22 protein-coding genes are annotated in these 23,370 nt (G+C 65.3%); 13 read left to right on the top strand and 9 right to left on the bottom strand.

What is annotated here, in order from left to right; translation table 11 throughout:
* The first annotated feature begins 19 nt into the window (after positions 1 to 19).
* From C0606_07055 to C0606_07035, 5 genes are all read left to right on the top strand, one after another.
* A complete protein-coding gene (locus C0606_07055; GenBank protein PLX37998.1) occupies positions 20 to 727 on the top strand; it encodes an orotidine-5'-phosphate decarboxylase in 708 nt (235 codons plus the stop codon).
* Between the two features lie 95 nt (positions 728 to 822).
* Positions 823 to 2,256 (top strand): deoxyribodipyrimidine photolyase, encoded by a 1,434-nt coding sequence (locus C0606_07050; protein ID PLX37997.1) that lies wholly within the window; start codon positions 823 to 825, stop codon positions 2,254 to 2,256.
* Between the two features lie 146 nt (positions 2,257 to 2,402).
* On the top strand, positions 2,403 to 2,966 hold the full coding sequence (locus tag C0606_07045) for a hypothetical protein (protein PLX38727.1): 564 nt from the start codon (positions 2,403 to 2,405) through the stop codon (positions 2,964 to 2,966).
* Positions 2,967 to 3,088: 122 nt separating this feature from the next.
* Entirely contained in the window at positions 3,089 to 4,402 is a 1,314-nt protein-coding gene (locus C0606_07040) for a CoF synthetase (GenBank protein PLX37996.1), read from the top strand.
* On the top strand, positions 4,399 to 5,160 hold the full coding sequence (locus C0606_07035) for an enoyl-CoA hydratase/isomerase family protein (GenBank protein ID PLX37995.1): 762 nt from the start codon (positions 4,399 to 4,401) through the stop codon (positions 5,158 to 5,160). Before C0606_07040 ends, C0606_07035 begins: the two co-directional genes overlap by 4 nt.
* A gap of 311 nt (positions 5,161 to 5,471) precedes the next feature.
* Here the strand turns inward: C0606_07035 and deoC are convergent, their stop codons facing one another.
* The 7 genes from deoC to C0606_07000 form a co-directional block, all read right to left on the bottom strand.
* The gene (deoC, locus tag C0606_07030; protein ID PLX37994.1) at positions 5,472 to 6,209 is read right to left on the bottom strand and encodes a deoxyribose-phosphate aldolase; all 738 of its coding nucleotides are present in this window, start codon (positions 6,207 to 6,209) and stop codon (positions 5,472 to 5,474) included.
* Positions 6,199 to 7,035 carry a purine-nucleoside phosphorylase gene (locus tag C0606_07025; GenBank protein ID PLX37993.1) on the bottom strand — a complete coding sequence of 279 codons (837 nt, stop codon included), beginning with the start codon at positions 7,033 to 7,035 and terminating at the stop codon, positions 6,199 to 6,201. The genes deoC and C0606_07025 overlap by 11 nt, the downstream gene beginning before the upstream one ends.
* A complete protein-coding gene (gene cdd / locus C0606_07020) occupies positions 7,032 to 7,427 on the bottom strand; it encodes a cytidine deaminase (GenBank protein PLX37992.1) in 396 nt (131 codons plus the stop codon). Before cdd ends, C0606_07025 begins: the two co-directional genes overlap by 4 nt.
* 2 nt (positions 7,428 to 7,429) lie before the next feature.
* A complete protein-coding gene (locus tag C0606_07015) occupies positions 7,430 to 8,401 on the bottom strand; it encodes a sugar ABC transporter permease (GenBank protein PLX37991.1) in 972 nt (323 codons plus the stop codon).
* Positions 8,402 to 8,415: 14 nt separating this feature from the next.
* Positions 8,416 to 9,528 (bottom strand): sugar ABC transporter permease, encoded by a 1,113-nt coding sequence (locus C0606_07010; protein ID PLX37990.1) that lies wholly within the window; start codon positions 9,526 to 9,528, stop codon positions 8,416 to 8,418.
* Complete coding sequence (locus tag C0606_07005; protein PLX37989.1) at positions 9,525 to 11,087, bottom strand: heme ABC transporter ATP-binding protein; 1,563 nt, start codon at positions 11,085 to 11,087, stop codon at positions 9,525 to 9,527. Before C0606_07005 ends, C0606_07010 begins: the two co-directional genes overlap by 4 nt.
* Before the next feature lie 158 nt (positions 11,088 to 11,245).
* Positions 11,246 to 12,241 carry a BMP family ABC transporter substrate-binding protein gene (locus C0606_07000; GenBank protein PLX37988.1) on the bottom strand — a complete coding sequence of 332 codons (996 nt, stop codon included), beginning with the start codon at positions 12,239 to 12,241 and terminating at the stop codon, positions 11,246 to 11,248.
* Positions 12,242 to 12,498: 257 nt separating this feature from the next.
* Between C0606_07000 and C0606_06995 the strand changes: the two genes are divergently transcribed.
* From C0606_06995 to C0606_06960, 8 genes are all read left to right on the top strand, one after another.
* The gene (locus C0606_06995; protein ID PLX37987.1) at positions 12,499 to 13,533 is read left to right on the top strand and encodes a glucokinase; all 1,035 of its coding nucleotides are present in this window, start codon (positions 12,499 to 12,501) and stop codon (positions 13,531 to 13,533) included.
* Between the two features lie 59 nt (positions 13,534 to 13,592).
* Positions 13,593 to 16,082: an ATP-dependent helicase HrpB gene (gene hrpB / locus C0606_06990; GenBank protein PLX37986.1), complete on the top strand. Its 2,490-nt coding sequence runs from the start codon at positions 13,593 to 13,595 to the stop codon at positions 16,080 to 16,082.
* Between the two features lie 91 nt (positions 16,083 to 16,173).
* On the top strand, positions 16,174 to 17,487 hold the full coding sequence (gene deoA / locus C0606_06985; protein ID PLX37985.1) for a thymidine phosphorylase: 1,314 nt from the start codon (positions 16,174 to 16,176) through the stop codon (positions 17,485 to 17,487).
* Positions 17,488 to 17,645: 158 nt separating this feature from the next.
* Positions 17,646 to 18,425: a hypothetical protein gene (locus tag C0606_06980; GenBank protein PLX37984.1), complete on the top strand. Its 780-nt coding sequence runs from the start codon at positions 17,646 to 17,648 to the stop codon at positions 18,423 to 18,425.
* A 153-nt stretch (positions 18,426 to 18,578) separates the two neighbouring features.
* Positions 18,579 to 19,046 (top strand): hypothetical protein, encoded by a 468-nt coding sequence (locus C0606_06975; protein PLX37983.1) that lies wholly within the window; start codon positions 18,579 to 18,581, stop codon positions 19,044 to 19,046.
* 149 nt (positions 19,047 to 19,195) lie between these two features.
* On the top strand, positions 19,196 to 20,416 hold the full coding sequence (locus tag C0606_06970) for a phosphopentomutase (GenBank protein ID PLX37982.1): 1,221 nt from the start codon (positions 19,196 to 19,198) through the stop codon (positions 20,414 to 20,416).
* 105 nt (positions 20,417 to 20,521) lie between these two features.
* Positions 20,522 to 21,151: a uracil phosphoribosyltransferase gene (locus tag C0606_06965; GenBank protein ID PLX37981.1), complete on the top strand. Its 630-nt coding sequence runs from the start codon at positions 20,522 to 20,524 to the stop codon at positions 21,149 to 21,151.
* A gap of 126 nt (positions 21,152 to 21,277) precedes the next feature.
* On the top strand, positions 21,278 to 21,754 hold the full coding sequence (locus C0606_06960; GenBank protein PLX37980.1) for a hypothetical protein: 477 nt from the start codon (positions 21,278 to 21,280) through the stop codon (positions 21,752 to 21,754).
* A gap of 42 nt (positions 21,755 to 21,796) precedes the next feature.
* On the opposite strand, the gene C0606_06955 is transcribed toward C0606_06960, so the two are convergent.
* Together C0606_06955 and C0606_06950 are read right to left on the bottom strand one after the other, a co-directional pair.
* On the bottom strand, positions 21,797 to 22,279 hold the full coding sequence (locus C0606_06955; GenBank protein PLX37979.1) for a hypothetical protein: 483 nt from the start codon (positions 22,277 to 22,279) through the stop codon (positions 21,797 to 21,799).
* 523 nt (positions 22,280 to 22,802) lie between these two features.
* Positions 22,803 to 23,285 (bottom strand): hypothetical protein, encoded by a 483-nt coding sequence (locus tag C0606_06950; GenBank protein PLX37978.1) that lies wholly within the window; start codon positions 23,283 to 23,285, stop codon positions 22,803 to 22,805.
* Positions 23,286 to 23,370 lie beyond the last annotated feature (85 nt).

Raw genomic sequence — 23,370 nt, 5'->3', positions numbered from 1 at the left:
GTTGTAAGGAGCGCCGCCGATGAACCTTGCCCCGAAAACCCCGACCGACCGCCTGATCGTCGCGCTCGACGTGCCGACCGTGGACGAGGCCCGCGCCATCGTCGCCGAGACCGCCGGCGCCGTCGGCATCTACAAGATCGGCATGCAGCTGCAATTCGCCGGCGGGCTCGAATTCGCCCGCGAACTGGCGAGCGAGGGGCACCGCATCTTTCTCGACGTCAAGCTGCTCGACATCGACAACACGATTGCCAAGGCGATCGAGAACATCGTCGACATGGGCATGACCTTCATGACGCTGCACGCCTATCCAAAGACCATGCGGGCGGCGGTGGCGGCCCGCGGCGACGCGCCGCTCGGCCTCCTCGGCGTCACCGTGCTGACCTCGATGGACGATGGCGACATCGCCGATGCGGGCTATGCCGGCACGGTGTCGGACCTCGTCGCGCGCCGCGCGGCGGATGCCCGCGCCGCCGGCATGAGCGGCATCGTCTGCTCGCCGCAGGAAGTCGGCGCCATGCGCGCGGTCGTCGGTCCCGACATGGTGCTCGTCACCCCCGGCATCCGCCCGGCGGGGTCGGCAGCGGGCGACCAGAAGCGCATCGCAACACCCGGCGACGCCATCCGCGACGGATCCGATTATCTCGTCGTCGGCCGCCCGGTCGTTGGCGCCGAGAACCGCCGAGCGGCGGCGGAAGCCATCGTCGAGGAAATCGCCGCGGCTTTGTAAAACCATCGGGCGAAGATGCTGCAAGCATCAGCCGTTGCCGTCTCCGTTGTCTGCCCCATAGTCTTTGAAAATGTTTCACTGACGGGGCCGCGCCCATGACCACCATCGTCTGGTTTCGCCGGGATCTCCGGCTTGCCGACAATCCCGCGCTCTTCGAAGCCGCCCGGCGCGGGCCGGTCGTGCCGCTGTTCATCCTCGAGGACGATGAGGACGACCCGCATCGGCTCGGCGGCGCGAGCCGCTGGTGGCTGCATCACAGCCTCGCCGTGCTTGCAAAAAGCCTCGGCGGCCTGACGCTGATACGCGGCGATCCGGCCGAGATCCTGCCACGCGTCGCGGCTGAGACCGGCGCCGGTGCGATAGTCTGGAACCGGCTCTACGAACCCCGTGCGGTTGCGCGCGACACCGATCTGAAATCTGCGCTCCGCGAGAGTGGGTTGACGGTCGAGAGCTTCAACGCTTCGCTGCTTGCCGAACCCTGGGAGGTCGAGACCAAGACCGGCGGGCCGTTCAAGGTCTACACCCCGTTCTGGAAAGCGCTGTCGGCGCACGATATCGCGCGGCCCATGCCGGCGCCGGAAAAGCTCGATGTCGTTCTGGCAAAAAGCGGCGACACGCTTGCCGACTGGGCGCTCTTGCCGACGAAGCCGGACTGGGCGGCGGGCTGGACCGATATCTGGCAGCCGGGCGAGGCCGGCGCGATTGCGCGCTTCGAGGACTTCATCGTTGACGGGCTGCAGGGCTACGCGACGCTGCGTGACCGGCCGGATCGCGAAAACGTCTCGCGCCTGTCGCCGCATCTCCATTTCGGAGAAATCTCGCCGCGCCAGCTTTATGCGCGTATCCGCTTCGCAAGCGGCGCGGATCCGGCCCTTGCCCGCGACGGTGAGAAATTCCTCGCCGAACTCGGTTGGCGCGATTTCTCGCACCATCTCCTGTGGCACTTCCCGACCCTGCCCGACGAAAACTGGAAACCCGCCTTCGACGCCTATCCCTGGCGGGAAAGCGCCGAAGACCTCGCCGCCTGGCAACAGGGCAGCACCGGCTACCCACTGGTCGACGCCGGCATGCGCGAGCTCTGGCAGACCGGCTACATGCACAATCGCGTGCGCATGGTCGCCGCGAGTTTCCTCGTCAAGCATTTGAGGCTGCACTGGAAGCACGGCGAAGCCTGGTTCCGCGACACGCTGGTCGACGCCGACCTCGCCAACAATGCGGCAAGCTGGCAGTGGGTCGCCGGCAGCGGCGCCGATGCCGCACCCTATTTCCGCATCTTCAATCCCACCTCGCAGGGCTGGAAATTCGATCCCGACGGCGCCTATGTGCGCCGCTGGTGTCCGGAACTGACGAAGCTCGACGTGAAGGACATCCACGCGCCGTGCGAGGCCGCGCCAATGGACCTGATGCGCGCCGGCGTGCGGCTCGGCGAAACCTATCCCGCCCCGATCGTCGATCATGCAAAGGCGCGCGCTGCCGCGCTCGCTGGCTACGAGGCGGTCAAGGAAGCCGGTGCGGCCTCACGCGGTTAGCGACGCGGATCGGCACCCTGCGCCCACACACCGGGTCCGTAGGAATTTGACTTGAAAGCCGGAACTCCCTAATCGGACGCAGTCGGCGAATGTTGCGGTGCGACAATCATTTCACGGCCGGCCTGCGTCTGTCGCCGGGATATGCCATGTCGCCCCTCGCCATCGCCGTTGTCGCCATGTCCATGTCGATGGATTCGCTGGTCGCCTCGATCAGCCGCGGCGCCGGTCTGCACCGGCCGCGCCTCGTCGATGCGCTGCGCACCGGGCTCGTGTTCGGCTGCGTCGAGATGACGGCGCCATTGCTCGGCTGGCTCGCCGGCATCGCCGCAAGCCACTACATCGCCGCCGTCGATCACTGGATCGCTCTCATCCTGCTGACCATCGTCGGCAGCCGCATGATCGTCAACGCGCTGCGCCGCGAGGTCGACGAAGCGGCGGTGGCCGAAGGCCGGTCTTTTCTCATCCTCGTCGTGACGGCCGTCGGCACCAGCATCGACTCCATGATCGTCGGTGTGTCACTCGCTTTCCTGCAGGTGAACATCGTCGTGGTCGCGCTCGCCATCGGCCTCAGTACCTTCACCTTTTCGACGATCGGCGTCATGGTCGGCCGCCTCATTAGCGTCCGGTTCGGCCGCTGGGCCGAAGTGCTCGGAGGGCTCGGTCTCATCGGTCTCGGCGTCGCGATCCTGTTCGATCATCTCACCGTCTGACATTGCGTGACGCCGCCGCGATCTCCCGTTGCGTGCGTTGGAAAGCGTCGCTACGGTTCCTGTCGCCGTAACGTGACGGCGTTGTCCTTTCGCGGATTTTCCTGCATCTGAACGGTGTCCTCATGACCGAGCGTCCAACCCTGCCGAAGGCCGATTTCTGCGACCTCGCCGACATCGAAAAGCATCAGCGCGCGCTGTGGCAAAGACAGGCGGCCTATGTCGCCGAGGCTTCGCCGCTCTACCGGACGCATTTCGCCGGTCACGCGCTGACCGGCCGGCTCGAGGAACTGCCCGATCTGCCGTTCACCACCAAGGAAATGCTGCGCGACGACCAGCGCGATCACGAGCCCTTCGGCACCTATCTCGCCTGCCCGCCGGAGCGCGTCTCCCGCGTCCACCGCACGTCGGGCACGACGGGCGTCGCCATGAACCTCGCGCTTTCCGCGATGGATGCGCTGATGACGGCGGAAGTCGGTGGCCGCGCGCAAGGAGCCTCCGGCCTCGGTCCCGGACACCGCGTCGTTCATTGCCTCAACTATCAGCTCTGGATGGGTGGCTACACCGACCACGCGACGCTGGAGGCGACCGGCGCCACCGTCATCCCCTATGGCGTTGGCGGCACGGTCGGCCTGATCCACACCATCCGCGAACTCGGCATCACGGCGATCTCCTGCACGCCGTCCTACCCGGCGGTGCTCGAAAAGGTGTTGGCCGAACACTATCCGGGCGTGGCGCCGAAGGATCTCGGCCTCAAGCTCGGCCTGTTCGGCGGCGAGGCGGGGCTCGACGAGCCGGCCTATCGCGAGCGCATCGAGACGACCTGGGGCATGAAGCCGCGCAACGCCAATTACGGCGTCTCCGACGTGCTGTGCAATTTCGCCGGCCAGAGCGAGGTCGACAACGATCTGCATTTCGTCGCGCTCGACGTGCTCTATCCCGAGCTGATCGATCCCGACACGGGCGCCGTGAAGCCCTTTGCCGACGGCGAGAGTGGCGAGCTGGTGTTGACCCATCTCGCCAAGGAATGTCAGCCGCTGGTGCGCTTCCGTTCCGGCGACATCATCCGCGTCACCGGCACGGGCCGTGCCCGCTGCGGCCGCACCGCGCCGCGCTTCCGCGTCATCGGCCGCAATGACGACATGGTCGTGGTGCGCGGGCTCAACATGTTCCCGGCGATGGTCGCCGGAGTGCTGCATACATTTGCGGAGCTTTCCGGCGAATACCGCATCGTGCTCGACACGCCGCCGCCCTATGACGTGCTGCCGGTCGAGGCGGAGCTGGCCGACGGCGTCACCGCCTCCGACGGGCTGGCCGAAGCGATCGAGCATCGTTTGAAGAAGACGCTGGGCGCCACCGCCAAGGTGACGCTGTTGCCGTCGCACAGCCTGCCGCGGACGGAAGGCAAGACCAAACGGGTCATCAGGAGCCACACATGAGCGACAAGACCTACAAGACCGTGCTGAGCACGCGCGGCGACAACGGTGTGCGCACCATCGCACTGAACCGGCCCGACAGCCTCAACGCCATGAACCGGCAGCTCATCGACGATGTTGCCGCCGCCTTCAACGACGCCAATGCCGACCCGGAGACCCGGGCCATCATCTTCACCGGTTCGGGCCGCGCCTTTTGCGCTGGCGACGACCGCCACGAACACGTCCACCCGGAATCGGAAGCCGAGGCCCGCGATCTGGTCGACGCCATCCAGCGCGCCACCGATGCGATCGTCTTCGGCCATTGCCCGGTGGTCGGCGCAATCAATGGCTGGGCCGTCGGCGGCGGTTTCGAATGGGCGATCAACTGCGATTTCCCGATCTGGTCGGACGCGGCGAAAGGCTTTTTCCCGGAAGTCTCGCTCAATCTCTTCGTCACCGGCGCGGTCACCTCGCTGCTGCCGGCGCTCGTTGGCCTCAATACCGCGCGCGAGATGCTGTTGCTCGGCGAGCGTTATTCGGCCGCGCAGTTGAAGGAGATGGGCGTCGCCTGGCGGGTCGTGCCGGCTGACGAGCTGATGGCGGAAGCGGAAAAGGTGGCGGCCAAGCTCGCGGCGCTGCCGCCCTTGGCCGTGCGCGCCATGAAGCGGGTGCTGAACGAGACCGCCTCGACCGATCTTTCCCGCGCGCTACGTCTCGAGACCGAAGCCACCATCGCCGGCTTCCTCGATCCCGAAACGACGCGGCTGCTGAAGGACTTTTGAGTCTGAGGGGCTAGCGCTCAAAACCCTGCAACCCTTGTCAGGGGCCACTACCTAACTACACGAACTCCCCGTCACCCCGGCCTTGAGCCGGGGCCTATTGCCTCTTTCGGAACGGTATGCCGGTCGCGGGTCGCCCTGTCCTGGCCACCCGCACCACGTCATCCTCCGGTCAAGCCGGAGGACGACGGGAGAGGGAAAGGCGCAGAGGATGACGGAAAGAGGGCGAAGGATGACCCGAGCACAAAAGGGTGCGGAGGATTTCCGACCAACGGGACAGACGACGGCGAGGGGAGTGGCGCCGCGCTGGATTTCTAATCGATCGCCTTGGCGAGTGCGGAAAGCAGGCTGGAGGCGCCGAAGCGGAAGGTCTCCGGGTTGACCCAGGTCGGCCCCATCAGTCGGTCGGCGATTTCGAGATAGACGCCGGCTTCCTCGACGGTGCGGATGCCGCCGGCCGCCTTGAACCCGACCGGGCGGCCGCTCTCGCGAATGGCGGACAGCATGATTTCGGCGGCTTCCGGCGTCGCGTTGACGCCGACCTTGCCGGTCGAGGTCTTGATGAAGTCGGCGTCGGCCGCAATCGCCATGTCGGATGCCGCGCGGATCAGCGCCGGGTCTTTCAGTTCGCCGGTTTCCAGAATGACCTTCAGATGAGCACGCGGCGAGAGTTCGTCCTTCACCGCGGAAATCTGCGTGGCGGCAAGCTCGGTGTTGCCGGCGGCAAACGCGCGATATGGCATTACGAGGTCGATTTCGTCGGCGCCATCGGCAAGCGCCTGACGGGTCTCTGCGAGAACCGGGTTGGTATCCTCGCCGCCTTGCGGGAAATTGACCACGGTCGCGATGCGGATGCCGGTGCCGGCGAGGCGCTCGCGCGATTGCGCCACGAAGCGCGGCCAAACGCACACGGCCGCAACCGGTCCATGCCGGGTCTGGGCGTCGTCGCACAGCCGGTCGATCGCTTCGGGTGTACAGGTATCGGTGAGGTCGGTCAGGTCGACCAGGGGCAGCGCGCGCCAGGCAATTGCTCGGGTCTCGCTAGCCGTCATGGTCGAACTCCTCCAGAAAGGCCGGGATCAGCCGGCAGACCTTGTCGGCGTTGGCGCCGCCGACCGTTTTGGTTTCCTCGTGCGACAGCGCCGTTCCGGTCATTCCCGCCGCAAAATTGGTGATCGTCGACAGGCCGACGACCCTAAGGCCGAAATAGCGCGCAAGCACCGCTTCGGGAACGGTCGACATGCCGACAGCATCGGCGCCGAGAACCCGTGCCGCGCGAATCTCCGCCGGCGTTTCGAAGGATGGCCCCGGGAACCACATATAAGTCCCATGTGACAAACCTGTGTCCAAATGCTGAGCCGCCGCAGAAAGTGTTTTCCGCAAGCCGGGGTCGTAGGCGCTCGACATGTCGACGAAGCGGCTGTCGCCCTCGGCTCCGACCAGCGGGTTCAGCCCGGTCAGATTGATGTGGTCGGCAATCGCCATCAGCGAACCGGGCGGCATGTCGTCCTTCAGCGAGCCTGCGGCATTGGTCAGGAACACAGCCGAGCAGCCGAGCGCGGCCAGCATCGCCATCGGCACCGCCATCGCCGCCGGATTGCCGTGCTCGTAGGTGTGCGAACGCCCGGCAAGCACGATCACGCGTTTGCCGCCGAGACGGCCGGCGACCAGCATACCGGCGTGCGAGGTGACACCGGAGCGCGGATAGCCGGGAATATCGCCATAGGGGATGCGCACCGCATCCTCGACCGCATCGGCGAGTGCGCCGAGGCCCGATCCGAGCACGATACCGATGGCGTACCTGTCGCCGGCGCGGGCACGTACGGCGTCTGCAGCAACACGCCCGGCGTCGCGGGCTTCGGCAATCGGCGGGATCATCGTTTCTCTTCCGACAGGTCGAAGGCGGCTGGCAACAACTCACTAAGCGTGAAGGTCCTGCGCACCCCGGAAAGATCGGCGGCATGGACCGGCGTGTCGGCGCTACCGAATTCGGCCAGTCGCTGGCGGCAACCGCCGCACGGCGTGATCGGCGGATCGCGGTCGGCGATGACCAGGACTTCCGCGATTTTCGTTTCGCCTGCCGCGATCATCTGGCTGATCGCCGAGGTCTCCGCGCAGCAGCCCTCCGGGTAGCTGGCGTTCTCGACATTGGCACCGGCATGGATCGCGCCGGACGGGGTGCGCAGCGCCGCGCCGACGGCAAACTTCGAGTAAGGCGCATAGGCGCGCTTGCGCACCGCCTTTGCCGCTTCGAAAAGGTCATTGCTCATCCTCAGCGTTCCTTCACATAGGCAACGCCACCGGCCTTCGGCGGGATCGCCTTGCCGATGAAGCCGGCCAGAAGCACCACGGTCAGCACATAGGGCAGCACCTGGATCGCCTGCACCGGCACTTCGCCGATCAGCGGCAGGCTCTTGCCCTGCAGGCGGATCGCGACCGCGTCGAGCACGCCGAACAAGAGGCAGGCGAACAGCACGGGGACCGGCTTCCACTTGGCGAAAATGAGCGCGGCGAGCGCGATGAAGCCCTTGCCCGCCGTCATGTCGCGGATGAACGAGGCCGACTGGGCAATCGCCAGATAGCTGCCGGCCATCCCGGTCAGCACGCCGCAGACCATGACGGCGCGATAGCGCAGCCAGATCACCGAAATACCCGCGGTGTCGACGGCGGCGGGGTTCTCGCCGACCGCCCTGAGCCGCAGTCCGAAGCGGGTGCGATAGAGCGCCCACCAGGAAAACGGCACGGCGGCAAACGCGACATAGACGAGCAGATTGTGGCCGGACAACAGCTCGGAGTAGATTTGCCCGACGACCGGCACGTCGCGCAGCTCTTCGGCATAGGGCAGGGTGATGTCGCCGAAGCGGGCGGCGCCCGAGACGGGCGGCGTCTTGCCGCCCTGATGGAACCAGTGCTGGCCAAGGAAGGCGGTCAGGCCGGCGGCGAGGAAGTTGATCGCCACGCCGGAAACGATCTGGTTGCCGCGATGGGTGATGGTGGCAAAGCCGTGCACCAGCGCCAGCAGCACCGCAACGGCGATCGCCGCCAGCAGGCCGAGCCAGGCCGAGCCGGTGACGGCCGCGATTGCGCCGGCGGCAAACGCGCCACCGAGCATCTTGCCTTCGAGCCCGATGTCGAACACGCCGGAGCGCTCCGAATACATGCCGGCAAGGGCTGCAAAGATCAGCGGCACCGAAAGCCGCACGGTCGAGTCGAGGATCAGGACGATGGTGGTGAGGAGGTCCATGGCTGCGTCTCCTCTCACGCCGTTGCCACGCGCTCGGGGCGCGCGAATATGCGGGCAAGCGCCGGCCGGAACATATGTTCGAGCGCGCCGGCGAACAGGATCACCAGCGCCTGGATGGCGATGATCATGTCGCGGGTGATCGCCGGGATTTCGAAGGCGAGCTCGGCGCCGCCCTGATAAAGGACGCCAAACAACAGCGCGGCGAGCGCGATGCCGACCGGATGGTTGCGGCCCATCAGGGCGACCGCGATGCCGACGAAGCCGTAGCCGCTGGTGTAATCGAGCAGCATGCGGTGCTGTTCGCCCATGATCTCGTTCATCGCCATCAGCCCGGCGAGCCCGCCGGAAATCATCAGCGCGATGATGGTGATGCGGGTCGTCGAGATGCCGGCGTAGGTCGCCGCCGCCGGGCTGTAGCCGACCGTGCGCATCTCGTAGCCGAGTTTCGAGCGCCAAATCAGCACCCAGACGAAGATGCAGGCGAGCACCGCTACGACGAAGGCAAGGTTGAGCGGCGAGCGCGCGATCTCGATGCCGACCCAGGACAGCGCCTCCTGCATCTTCGGCAGATGGCCGCCTGCTTCGAAGGTGCGGGTTTCCGGCTGCATCGAGCCCTGCTTCCGCAGCACGTTGACGAGCAGGTACTGCACCAGCGTCGCGGCGATGAAGTTGAACATGATCGTGGTGATGACCACGTGGCTGCCGCGCTTGGCCTGCAGATAGGCGGGAATGAACGCCCAGCCCGCGCCGAAGGCCGCCGCGCCGATCAGCGCCAGCGGTGCCACCAGCCACCACGGCAGGAGCTGATCGAGCGCGAGGCAGACGAAGGCGAGCCCGATGCCGGCCATATAGGCCTGGCCCTCGGCGCCGATATTGAACAGGCCCGCATGCATGGCAACCGCGAAGGCAAGGCCGGTGAAGATGAAATTGGTGGTGTAGAACAGCGTGTAGCCGATGCCCTCGCCATAGCCGAAGGCGCCGGCGATCATGATCCGCACCACTTCGAACGGGTTCTCGCCGACCATCAGGACGACGAGGCCGGCAACCGCGAACGCCATCGCCACATTGATCAGCGGCAACAGCCCGTAATCGACCCAGCCGGGAAGGCGGCGTATCGGCGCGCTCATGCTGCTGCCTCCCCAGTGTCGGCTCCAGTGACGCCGGCCATTAACAGGCCGAGTTCGCCTTCGCTGGTTTCGGGCGGGCGTTCGCCGACGACGCGTCCGGCGAACATGACGAGCACCCGGTCCGACAGCGAGCGGATTTCGTCGAGTTCGACCGACACCAGCAGGACCGCCTTGCCGGAATCGCGCAGCGCCACCAGCCGGCGGTGGATCGCCTCGATGGCGCCGATATCGACGCCGCGGGTCGGCTGACCGACGATCAGAACCTCCGGGTCGCGCTCGATCTCGCGCGCCAGCACGATCTTCTGCTGGTTGCCGCCGGAGAAATTGGCCGTCTTCAGCCGGCAGTCCGGCGGGCGGATGTCGAAATCCTCGATATGGCGGGCGGCCTCGGCGCGCATCGCATCGACATCGAGCAATGGCCCGCTACCGAACTGGGGATCGCGGTGATAGCCGAGATGGGCGTTTTCCCATTCCTCGAACGGCGTGATGAGGCCAAGTCGATGGCGGTCTTCCGGCACATGGCCGAGGCCGTATTGGCGCATCTTCGCCGCGTCGAAGCGGCCGCCGGCGGTCACGTCATGGCCGTTGATCACGATGCCGCCGGAAGTCGGCCGGCGGATACCGCCGAGCACTTCGAGAAGCATCGACTGACCGTTGCCGGCGACGCCGGCGATGCCGACGATCTCGCCGGCGCGCACCTCGAACGAGATGTCCTGCAACAGCCGCACACCGCGCTTGTCGGTCAGCGAAAGATTCTCGACCGACAGCACCGTCGCGCCCGGCTTCGCCGGACCTTTTTCGACGCGCAGGAGAACCCGCCGCCCGACCATCGTCTCGGCGAGGTCTTCGACCGTGGTCTCGGCGGTCTTGAAGGTCGCCACCATCTCGCCGCGCCGCATCACCGAGACATTGTCGGTCACCGCCATGATCTCACGCAGCTTGTGGGTGATCAGGATGATCGTCTTGCCCTGTTCCTTCAGCACTTTCAGGATGCGGAACAGGTGATCGGCTTCGGACGGGGTCAGCACGCCGGTCGGCTCGTCGAGGATCAGCGTTTCGGCGCCGCGGAACAGGGCTTTCAGGATTTCCACGCGCTGCTGAAGTCCGACCGGCAGCGTCTCGACGACTGCATCCGGGTCGACTTCCAGACCGTAGTCGGCGGCAAGCCGTTTCAGTTCGGCGCGTGCCGCTGCACGCCCCCCGGCGAGCCGGGCGCCGCCTTCGACGCCGAGCATGACGTTTTCCAGCACCGTGAAGGTGTCCACCAGCATGAAGTGCTGATGCACCATGCCGATGCCGAGGGCGATCGCCTGCTGGCTGTCGGCGATTGTCCACGCGACGCCGTCGATACGGATTTCGCCTGCATCCGCGTGGTAGAAGCCGTAGAGGATCGACATCAGCGTCGATTTGCCGGCGCCGTTTTCGCCGACGATGCCGTGGATCGAGCCCTTCTCCACGGTCAGGTTGATGTCGCGGTTGGCGTGCACCGCGCCGAAGCGCTTGTCGATGCCGACAAGTTCGATTGCCGGCGGCAGCGTTCTGGTTTCGGCGTCGGTCATTGCGGACCTTTCGGCAACTTCACCCGGCCTGATGATGTCAGCGCGCGAAACGCCGCCATGCCAGGCGCTTCTCGCGGGGCCGCAATCGTGGGCGCTCCGGGTACGAAAAATTTCGGCCCCGCGGGAAGATTACGCGGGGCCGCTCTGTCGTCTCGGTCTTAGAACGGGCAGGTGTTGTCCGACATGTAGTCGTGCACCTTGATCGAGCCGTCGATGATGCCGGCGCTGGCTTTTTCGACCGCCGCCTTCATGTCGTCGGTGATCAGCGCCTGGTTGTTTTCATCGAGCGCCCAGCCGACACCGTCCTCGGCCAGACCAAGCGCCTGCACGCCGGTCGACCACTTGCCTTCCTTGGCGTCGTTGAACGCGTTGAAGACGGCAACGTCGACGCGCTTCAGCATCGAGGTGAGAACCGCGCCCGGGTGCAGGTGGTTCTGATTGGAGTCGACGCCGATGCCGAGCTTGCCGGCGTCGGCTGCAGCCTGCAGCACGCCGATGCCGGTGCCGCCGGCGGCCTGATAGACCACGTCCGCGCCCTGGTCGAACTGCGACTTGGCAAGCTCGCCGCCCTTGACCGGATCGGACCAGGCGGCACCCGTGGTGCCGGTCATGTTCTGGAATACCGTGACGTCCGCATTGGCCGCCTTGGCGCCCTGCACGTAGCCGCAGGCGAACTTGCGGATCAGCGGGATGTCCATGCCGCCGACAAAACCGACCTTGCCGGTTTTCGAGGCCATCGCGGCCAGCATGCCGACCAGATACGAGCCTTCATGCTCCTTGAACACGACCGAGCGCACATTCGGCTTGTCTACGACCATGTCGATGATGGCGAACTTGATGTCCGGGAACTCGTCGGCAACCTTTTCCACCGCAGCGCCGTGGCTGAAGCCGATCGCCACGATCGGCGAATACCCCTTGCGCGCGAAGTTGCGCAGCGCCTGCTCGCGCTGGGAATCGTTCTGGATTTCGAAGTCACGGAAATCGATACCGGTCGCGCTCTTGAATTCTTCTGCGCCGATATAGGCAGCCTCATTGAACGACTTGTCGAATTTGCCGCCGAGATCGTAGACGACGGCCGGCTTGATATCCTCTGCCATGACCGGCGCCACGGTCAGAGCGAGGGCGGCAGCGGCCGCGAAAATCTTTCCAATCATCGGAGTTCCCCTTGGAATGAAAGAACGTGGCGCCGCCGCAAAACGGCGTCGGGCGGCGCGCGGAAGGCAGATTGGCACGGGCTGGCGTGATTTGCATGCTCTTTCATGCGACGAAAGGCGTAAATTCTCGTCACGATCGGTGTCCTTGACCGGCACTGTGGATTTCGCCCACAGTGCCGGCAACGGAACGGGCCGGACACCCAGCCGGCTCACGCGCCGACCGAACGGTGGATCGGCAGGCCGTTGCCACCTGACCAATGAGTGGATCCATGACGCCAGCGCCCGAATTCTCCGAACCGTTCTGTTTTCCCATGCTTTTGGCGGATATCGGCGGCACGAATCTGCGGCTGGCGGTGCTCGAAGGGCCGCAGGCCCAGCCGGAATTCCTGCCGGTGCGGCGTTGCGCCGATTATGACGGGCTCGAATCGGCGGTCAGCGACATCCTGACTGATTCGTCCCGGCCGAAGGTGCAAAGCGCGATGCTGGCGCTCGCTGGCCCTGTTGACGGCGTCACTTTCCGCATCACCAACAGCAGCTGGACCATTGATCCTGCGGCTTTGCGACGCGCGTTCGACCTGCGCGAAGTGATGGTGGTGAACGACTTCGAGGCCGACGCGCTGGCGCTGCCGGGTCTCGCGCCCGAAGACCTGCAGGTGATCGGCGACGGCCAGCCGGTGCCTGACACGGCGCGGCTCATCCTCGGCCCCGGCACGGGCCTCGGCGCCGCCGGACTCGTGCGCACCTGCTGCGGCTGGTGTCCGGTTGCCGGCGAGGCCGGCCATATGAGCCTCGGCCCGATCGGTGAGGAAGAACTCGCGCTCTGGCCGCATATCGAGGTCCCGGACGGGCGGCTCAGCGTCGAGAACGTGCTGAGCGGCTCCGGCGTGATGCGGCTCTACCGCGCGTTCGCATCGCTCAACGGCGTCGATCCGGTTCTCGAAACGCCGGAAGCCGTGACCGCGGCCGCCGATGCCGGCGATGAACTCGCCTCGCAGACGCTGACGCGCTTTGCCATCATCCTTGGCCGCATCGCAGGCGATCTGGCGCTGGTCTATCTCGCCCGCGGCGGCGTCTACCTCGCCGGCGGTGTCGTCGGCAGCCTTGAGCGCTGGCTCACCAGCGGGGCTTTCCGCGCCGCCTTCGAGGCCAAGGGCCCGCATCGCGCGATCATGTCGCGGATCCCGACGCAGATCGTCAAGCATCCGTTCCCCGGTCTCGTCGGCATGGCCGCTTTCGCCCGCACGCCGAGTGCGTTTGCACTTGATTGCGACCGCCGTCGCTGGCGCGCTTGAGGACGGGGTGACCTGGAGCGTTGCGATCCGGGGTGCCCGGTCCTGTGAAAGGGGCTGACATGCGCCCCGCTCCGCTGCCCGTCGATGCCGCTATTCCCGATCTTCTTGCAGCTCTCGACGCGCAACCATCCGCCGTTCTCGTCGCACCGCCGGGCGCCGGCAAGACCACCCGCGTTCCGCTCGCCCTGTTCGAAGCCGACTGGCGCGGCGACGAGCGCATCATCGTGCTCGAACCGCGCCGCCTTGCCGCCCGCGCCGCCGCCCGTCGTATGGCCGAAACGCTCGGTGAGAAGGTCGGCGAGACGGTCGGCTACCGGGTCCGGATGGATGCCCGCATCTCCGTCCGCACCCGCATCGAGGTGGTCACAGAGGGCGTCTTCACGCGCATGATCCTCGACGATCCGGAGCTGTCCGGCGTTGCCGCCGTGCTGTTCGACGAGTTCCACGAACGCAGCCTCGACGGCGATCTCGGCCTGGCGCTGGCGCTCGACGCGCAAGGGGCCTTGCGGCCCGATCTGCGGCTTGTGGTGATGTCGGCGACCGTCGACGGCGCGCGCGTTGCAGGCCTGCTCGGCGATGCTCCCGTCATTGCCAGTGAAGGCAAAATGTATCCGGTGGATACAATTTATATTTCCCGGAATTCTGCGCTCCGCATCGAAGACGACATGACCTCTGCGATCCTGCGCGCCTGCCGCGAAGAGGCCGGATCCGTGCTTGCCTTCCTGCCCGGACGCGGCGAAATCGAACGCACCGCCGAACGTCTGCGCGACAAGGTGCCGGCGACCGTCAGCGTGCATACGCTCTACGGCGCGATGGAGGGCAAGGATCAGGACGCGGCGATCCGGCCGGCGCCGGGAGGCAGCCGCAAGATCGTGCTTGCGACCGCGATCGCCGAGACGTCGCTCACCATTGATGGCGTCACGGTGGTTGTCGATTCAGGGCTCGCCCGCAAGCCGCGCTACGAACCGGCGACCGGCATGACGCGGCTGGAGACCATGCGCGTTTCCCGCGCCGCCGCCGACCAGCGTCGAGGCCGCGCCGGGCGTACCGCGTCGGGCCGCTGCTACCGGCTGTGGGACGAGGGCCAGACTGCGGCGCTCGCACCCTATGACCGGCCCGAAATCCTCGAAGCCGATCTGTGCAATCTCGTGCTCGATCTCGCTGCCTGGGGCGTGACCGACCCGGCCGCGCTCACCTGGCTCGACCCGCCGCCGGCACCGGCATGGAGCGAGGCTGTCGCGCTGCTGCGCGATCTCGAAGCGATCGACGTAGCGGGACACCTCACCGACGAGGGGCGGGCGCTTTCCCGTTTGCCGCTGCACCCGCGCCTCGCCCACATGATCCACCGCGCGAGCGATAAGACGCTGTTCGAACCCGGGGCGGTGCGCACCGCCGCCCGCATCGCCGTAACCGTGTCCGAACACGCGCTCGGCGGCACCGATACCGATCTGCGCGAACGGCTCCGCCGTCTTGCCCGCGAGGGAGGGCGCGCAAGCGAAGCGCGCCGCCTCGCTGACCGTTGGGCGAAACTCGCCGGCGCGGGTGGCGGCGACGGCGGAACTTCGGACGCCGATGCCGGCCGCCTGCTGGCGCTCGCCTATCCCGACCGGGTGGCCGAGGCCCGTGGCGCACCGGGCGCGTACCGCCTCGCCAACGGGCGCGGTGCCAGACTCGACCCTGCCGATCCGCTCGCCCGCGAAAAATACCTCGCCGTTGCCGAAGTGCAGGGCAGTGCTCAGGCGGGACGCATCCTGCTCGCCGCGCCGCTCGACAAGAGTGACATCGAGGAGCTGTTCGCCGACCATATCGACGCCGGCACGAGTGCGGAGTTCGATGCCGGTTCCGGCAGTGTGCGTGCGCGGCGAACGCGCCGCTTCGGCCGTGTCGTGCTCGACGCGGCGCACGATCCGTTGCCAGATCCCGATCGCGTCGCGGAAGCGCTGCTCGCGGGCATCGCAGCGAAGGGGCTCGGATGCCTGCCGTGGACCGACGATCTGACCCGCCTGCGCGCCCGCATCGGCTTCCTCCATCGCGACGCCGCCGGCGAGGGCGACAACCCCTGGCCGGACATGTCCGATACGGCGCTGGCCGAGGGTCTCGCCGGCTGGCTCGGCCCTTTCATCGCCGGCAAGACGGCGCTCGCACAGATCAAGCCCGGCGACCTGAAATCCGCGCTGGACGCGATGATCCCGTGGGACCGCAAGGCCGATCTCGACCGGCTCGCGCCGCCGCGTGTCACCGTGCCGACCGGGCGCAGCATCGCCGTCGATTATGCCGCCGAAGCCGGGCCCTCCGTTTCGGTCAAGGTGCAGGAGCTTTACGGCCTTGCCGAACACCCGACCGTAGGCGTCCACCGCATCCCGCTGGTACTTGAATTGCTGTCGCCGGCGCAGCGTCCGGTGCAGGTCACGCGCGATCTGCCGGGTTTCTGGCGGGGCTCCTGGGCCGACGTCCGTCGCGACATGCGCGGCCGCTATCCGAAACACGACTGGCCGGAAGATCCGGCGAACGCCCATCCGCAACGCGGGGCGAAGCCGCGCAAACAATGAGCCGGACGGCGCGGGGCAAAGCCTGCTAAATCGGGGCCTGCTAAAACGGGGCCTGCTATAATTGACTATTGCCGACGAACGAGGACGACCGATGCTGCCGCAGGAAATCATCCGCAGGAAACGCGAAGGCGAGGTGCTGAGCGCCGAGGAAATCAGCTTTCTCATCGAAGGCCTCACCGCCGGCGCCGTCAGCGAGGGACAGGCGGCGGCCTTTGCGATGGCGGTGTTCTTTCGCGGACTGACCACGGAGGAGCGCGTCGCGCTGACGCTCGCCATGCGCGACTCGGGAACCGTGCTCGACTGGTCGGATCTGCCCGGCCCGGCGCTCGACAAGCATTCGACCGGCGGCGTCGGCGACAATGTCTCGCTGATGCTCGCGCCGGCACTTGCTGCCTGCGGTGCCTATGTGCCGATGATCTCCGGGCGCGGCCTTGGCCACACCGGCGGCACGCTCGACAAGCTCGATTCCATTCCCGGCTATGTCAGCCAGCCCGACCTCGCGCTGTTCCGCTCCGCACTCATGGAGGCCGGCTGCGCGATCATCGGCCAGACGGTGGATCTCGCTCCTGCCGACCGCCGGCTCTACGCCATCCGCGACGTGACGGCGACGGTCGAATCGATCGACCTCATCACCGCCTCGATCCTGTCGAAGAAGCTCGCCGCAGGGCTGGATGCTCTGGTGCTCGACGTCAAGGCGGGCTCCGGCGCCTTCATGGCGAGCGTCGACGACGCCCGCGATCTGGCGAAAAGCCTCGTCGCGGTGGCCAATGGCGCGGGATTGAAGACGACCGCGCTGTTGACCGACATGAACGAGCCGCTCGCGTCGGGTGCTGGCAACGCGCTCGAAATCGTCAACGCGATCGACTTCCTCACCGGCAAAATGGCCGATCTTCGCTTGTGGCAGGTGACGGTGGCGCTCGGCGGCGAGCTGCTGGCGACCGCGGGTCTTGCCGAAGACGCCGCCGCGGGCGAACGCCGTATTGCCGATGCCTTCACCTCTGGCGCGGCGGCTGAACGTTTCGCGAAGATGGTCGTGGCGCTTGGCGGGCCCGTCGATCTCATCGAGCGCCCGCAGGCATATCTCGCTGCAGCGCCTGTGGTGCGCGCCATCCACCCCGAGCGAAGCGGCTTCGTATCGTCGATCGACACCCGCGCCGTCGGCGTGGCCGTGGTCGAACTCGGCGGCGGTCGAACCCGCCCGCAGGATGCCGTCGACCACCGTGTCGGCTTCACGGTGCTCGCCGGGCTCGGCGCGGCCGTTGGCCCCGATGCACCGCTTGCTGTCGTTCATGCCGCGAATGACAGCGATGCCGATCGCGCTGCAAAACGACTGCGTGCAGCATACATAAGTGTCAGCGAGAAAATGGCGCCTGGCGGCGCCATCATTGAGCGCATCGGCACCTGAGCCTCCGTTCGCTTAAACGGCTAACTGATCCGTGGAAATTCGTGTTTCCCACTCTCGGCAATCAGCGGGGTTGCCGGTTGATTTTCACATTTGCCCTGAAGTACGCTTGAAACGAGTATAAATAGAATCTGCAATTAAAAGAAGCATAGGGGGCAGCGATGAAATTCGGCAAGTCAATCGGCACGTTTGCAGTGGCCGCGCTGGTGGCTGGGTGTCACCACACCAGCGGGCCGGGCACTTATGTTGTTGATATCTCGCACCTCAAGACGGATGAGGGCTATATCAATTCTTCGCGTTACGTTGAGGGGCAGATCATCGTCTGGAACAAGGAAACCGGGTTTTCCGAGGTTCTCTCCGGACTCCAGCTTCCGGTCACGGTCGACGGCTTCAGTCGAACTTCGGTCGTCGCGAACAATCTCAGCGGTGTTTCCTTGTCCGCAGACATCAACAAGCCTGTCCCGGTTGGTCTGAAGACCGAACTCGAAGGCGATCTGGCTATCAAGCTCGAAAACAATGTTCGCGGCCGTTCGATAAACGAGGCTTTCACGAAATTCGGCCGCGAGATCAATCGGCGGATCAGTGCGGGCGACGAGGATATCCGCCAGACCTGGTTCCTCGACGAAGCCGCCGAACCGGGCTCCCCGTGGCGCTACATCATTGTCCGCAAGACCCTGCGCGCCGACAAGGGCAGCATCGTCGGAAACCGCAACGCAGTGGCAAACGGCAAGGTGACTCTGAGCAGCTTCGATCTCGCCGGCGCCGGCGTCACTCTCAAGGGCTACGACAAGGTCGAGTTCGAGGGGGAGAACGTCCCGGCGCTCGCGAATTATTACGTTCTCAAGGTGTTCCGGAACGCGTCCGGCAATTACGACTTCAGGCTCGATCGTGAGATCACCAACAAGGCATCGGTGATCGTGCCGATACTGCGTCGCCTGTAGGCGCCGGCATAACCCCAGCGTCCCGGAACATGTTTGGCTCCGGCGGTCGAACGGGGTCCTCTTCCTTGACCCCGCCTTGTCGCCACGGACAAAGTGGCGGCGGGCGGCTTTTCGCACGCTGAGTGCGGATGCGATTTCGAGGAGAGGGATTTCATGAAGGCGGTTTTTCGGTTTGCGCTGGCAGCGCTTGTTGCCGGTCTGTCCATGGCGATCGCGGCGGACTCAAGGGCCGAAATGACTCTGGCGGAAAAGCCGAGCGACTTTCGGCCCGGCAAGACGGTCGTGCCGATCTACCGGCAATATCTCGGCATGGCCTACACGACCTGGGCGGTGGCGGTCGAAAGCGCCGACGGCACGGCCCGCAAGATCTATTTCGAGACCAACGAAAAGGCGGTCAACAAGGGTATGCTGACGCTGACCTGCGGCGATCCCTTCGCGCTGACCTACGAGAAATACGGCTGGGGCAAGTTCGGCGATGCCGGCAGCCGGCAGACCGTGCAGCTCGGCGAGACGGATATCCTCTCCTGGCGCGAAGAGCGCTTCGAACCGCTGATGGGCGAGGACCTTCCCTATGAAGCCTACGTCGTCGCCCGCTTCCTTGCCTGCGGGGCGGCCGGATAAACGAAAAGCGCGGGACACGCGGCCGCGCCGCCCGGCACCGGCGAGGTTTTTTCGTGGCGGGATTATTTCCGTTTCCGCCAACGCCTATATGTTGAGGGAATGACCGACAGAGGTCGCGGGATGAATCCCGTGGCAAGCGGGGTTTTTCCATGGCGCGAGCCTTCATACTGGTACTCGATTCCTTCGGCATCGGCGCGGCCGGTGACGCCGATCGCTTCGGCGACGTCGGCGCCGACACCTTCGGCCATATCGCCGAAGCCTGTGCCCGTGGCGATGGCGACTGCGATGGCCTGCGCTCAGGCCCCCTCGTCATCCCCAACCTGATCGGCCACGGCCTTGCCGCCGCCGCTCTTGCCGCCCGCGGCGAGGGCGTCAAGGGCATCCCCGCAAACGGCGCGCCGCAGGGCCTGTGGGGTTTTGCGGCGGAAACCTCGCGCGGCAAGGACACGCCGTCCGGCCATTGGGAAATGGCCGGCGTCCCCGTCCTTTTCGACTGGGGCTATTTCCCGCACGAAATCCCCTGTTTCCCCGCGTCGCTGACCGAGGCGCTGATTTCCCGTGGCGATCTGTCGGGCATTCTCGGCAATTGCCACGCGTCCGGCACCGAGATCATCAAGGAACTCGGCGAGGAGCACATCCGCACCGGCAAACCGATCTGCTACACCTCGGCCGACTCCGTGTTCCAGATCGCGGCCCATGAAGACCACTTCGGGCTCGAACGTCTCATGGCGCTGTGCAAGATCGCCCGCGAACTGGTCGATCCGCTAAACATCGGCCGGGTGATCGCGCGGCCCTTCGTCGGCGAGGACGCGGAAAGCTTCGTGCGCACCGCGAACCGCCGTGATTTTTCGGTGCCACCGCCGGCGCCGACCCTGCTCGATGTTGCCAAGGATGCGGGGCGGTCCGTCATCGCCGTTGGCAAGATTGCCGACATCTTCGCCCACCAGGGCATTACCCGCACGGTCAAGGCAGCCGGCAACGACGCGCTGTTTGACGCCACGCTGGATGCCGTTGCCGACGCGCCCGACGGTGCCCTCGTCTTCGTCAACTTCGTCGACTTCGACATGCTCTACGGCCACCGCCGCGATGTCGCGGGCTACGCTGCGGCGCTTGAGGCCTTCGACCGGCGCATGCCGGAGCTTGAGGCGGCGCTGCGCGACGACGACCTCGTCGTCATGACCGCCGACCACGGCTGCGACCCGACCTGGCCGGGCTCCGATCACACCCGCGAATACGTGCCGGTGCTTGCTTTCGGCCGCATGCTCGGCGCCGGCGATATCGGTGCCCGCAAGACCTTCGCCGATATCGGCGCCTCGGTCGCCGGCTGGCTGAAGCTCCCCAGCCTTTCCCACGGCACCAGTTTTCTGTGAGTCCTCACGCCTGAGCCTTTCCCCGGTGTCCCGGAGCTTCTATCGTTTGACGATGTGCCGGGCGCCTTCTCTCACGCGCCGGCAGGCAAATCTCGGGGAAAGCCAATGTCGGACGTGACCGTCGTCGACCATCCGCTGGTACAGCACAAACTCACCCTCATGCGCGACAAGTCCACGTCGACCGCCGGTTTCCGTCGCCTGCTGCGCGAGATATCGTTGCTTCTGTGCTACGAGATCACCCGCCCGCTCGATCTGGAAGAGATCGAAATCGAGACCCCGCTGGCGAAGATGAAGGCGCCGGTCCTGTCCGGCAAGAAGCTCGTCTTCGCTTCGATCCTGCGCGCCGGCAACGGCCTGCTCGAAGGCATGCTCGATCTGGTGCCGTCGGCCCGCGTTGCTCATGTCGGGCTCTACCGCGATCACGAAACGCTGGAGCCGGTCGAGTATTACTTCAAGGCGCCGGAGGACCTCGGCGACCGGCTGGTGATTGTTGTCGACCCGATGCTGGCAACCGCCAATTCCGCCGTTGCGGCCATCGACAAGCTGAAGGAGCGCGGCGCCTCGCATATCCGTTTCCTCTGCCTTCTGGCCGCCCCCGAAGGCATCGAGCACTTTACAAAGGCGCATCCGGATGTGCCGGTCGTTACCGCGGCGATTGACGATCACCTCAACGAGAAGGGCTATATCGTGCCCGGTCTCGGCGATGCCGGCGACCGCATGTACGGCACCAAATAGCACCGCCCGCCCGGCTGTGCCGGTCCGTCCTCTGCTCGCGAAAAAATGACTGCGCCATGCCGATGCGTGATGGCACTTCCTCGCATCGGCTCGCTAGAGTGCGTCGACCGTAGGGGAGGAGACATCATGCGCAGGAAACTCATCACAGCAGGCGTGTCGGCCGCATTCGCGCTGACCGCATTCACTCTGGCCGCGCTGGCGCCGGTTTCACTGAATGCCGCCGGCGACGAGCGCGAGCTGGTCGAGCTGCCGGCGATGATGCAGGAGCACATGCTCGGCAACATGCGCGATCACCTGGCTGCGGTGAACGAAATTCTTGCCGCGCTGGCCGACGACGATCCGGCTGCGGCCGGCAAGATAGCCGAAGCCCGTCTCGGCATGTCGTCGCTTGGATCGCATGGCGCGGCGCACATGGCGCCCTTCATGCCCGAGCGGATGCAGGCCATCGGCACCGAGATGCATCACGCCGCCAGCCGCTTCGTGGTCGCCGTCCAGGATGCCGATCTCGCCAACAGCGCCGAGGGTCGCAAGGCGATTTTCTCCGCGCTCGGCGCGGTCACCGAAACCTGCGTCGCCTGCCACGCGGCATTCCGGATTCACTAACACAAAAGCGCGTCGCTCAAACCCCCGCGGGCAAGCGGGCGGCTAAAGCAGGGTGAAATTGTCGTAGGCGTCGGAGGCCACCATCATGTCGAGCACGATCAGCTTGTGGATGGCGGCCATGATCGAACTCGCGGTCATGCCCTCCGGGATCTCCGCGCCTTCAATCATCGCCATGAAGCGGATGCCGTACCAGCCATAGCTGCCGAGATAGGTACTGAGGCGGATATCCCGGGCCTTGTGCTTGGCGACGATGTGCTTGCTCTGCGCCTCGAACACCCCTTTCAGGTTGCCCGCGAACATCATCTCCCAATAGGCGAACTGTTTCTTCTTCAGCGCTTCGACATCGATACCGATCAGCTGGCGATCCTGTCGAATGCGCGCAAGGTGCTCGTAGAACGCGTCGATCACCTTTGGCAATTGCGGGCCGATGATGGTCCACGCCACCTCTGCCGCGGCCTTGTCGGATGCGGTCAGGTCGACGAAGGCTTCATGGTGGTTCAGCAGGTTTCTTGCGGTGGCGTTCATGGCTGCATGTTCTTCTTGATTGCTCGGTGAAACGGTGGATGTCGGATGTGCGCGGGTTCAGCAGCGAAACGAAGGGTGATCGAGCATCTTGCTCGCTCGCGAGCGCCAGCAAGAATTTTCGGCGTTGAAATTGAGATAAGTCCGTAATGGACACTCGGCCCAAGCATTGATTCGTGTTCTATTCCGAAGAAAGGTCAAGAAGCGTGTCACGTTGGCCAGGAAGTCCCCGCGAATCCCCAATTTCTTCTTATCGTCGAGTGCAATATTTAATTTTCTATGCATGAAGATTGCAACCAATGGAAGAAATGCAGTTATTCCGTAGAGCAATAGGAGAATAACGCCAAAACTGTGCAGTATAAATGAGAAAAAATTGAGAATTATTGATCATTTCACGACATATATCCGAAATTCGTATAAAAAATCTCTGGCCCAGTGACACAAAAGATGACGCATTTTCAACGGGGCAGGACACACCTCATTCGGCAGCGCCGCACGGTGCTGTCTTTCGCCTTCGGATTTTTCCTTAAAGTACCGCGAACGAATCGTAGGCGTCCGACGCCGTCATCATGTCGAGTACGATCAGCTTGTGGATCGCCGTCATCGCGGCGCCGACCGAAACGCCGTCAGGCAGCGGCGTCGACGTGACCGCCTGCATGAAGTGGGTTCCGAACCAGCCATAACTACCGAGATAGGTGCTGAGCGGAATGTCGCGCGCCTTGTGTTTGGCAACGATGCGCTTGTTCTGCAGTTCGGCCGCGCCCGCGAGGTTGCCGGTGAAAATCATCTCCCAATAGGCGAATTGCTGCGCCTTTAATCTCGGCATGTCGATGCCGTGGAGTGGGTAATCCTGGTCAATCGACCGCAGGTGTTCGTAGAAGGATTCGATGATGGCGGGCAGGGCGGTCGCGATAACTGCCCAGGCCGCCCAGGCGGCTTTCTTGTCGGCATCGGTCAGATCGACGAAGGCGACATTTTCGGAAAGCCGGTTCATTGGCTGGAATGACATACCGATTGGCACCGTTGAGTGAGTTGCGGCCGATTGGCGGAATTTAATCCGTGCGAGATCGTTTTGACTCCGCGCGTTCGGGTGG

This window comes from Hyphomicrobiales bacterium, from assembly GCA_002869065.1.
In the GTDB taxonomy this organism is placed as follows: Bacteria; Pseudomonadota; Alphaproteobacteria; order Rhizobiales; family Rhodobiaceae; genus Rhodobium.
The sequence above is the reverse complement of the archived record's forward strand: the minus strand, read 5'-3'. Positions and strand labels throughout refer to the sequence as shown.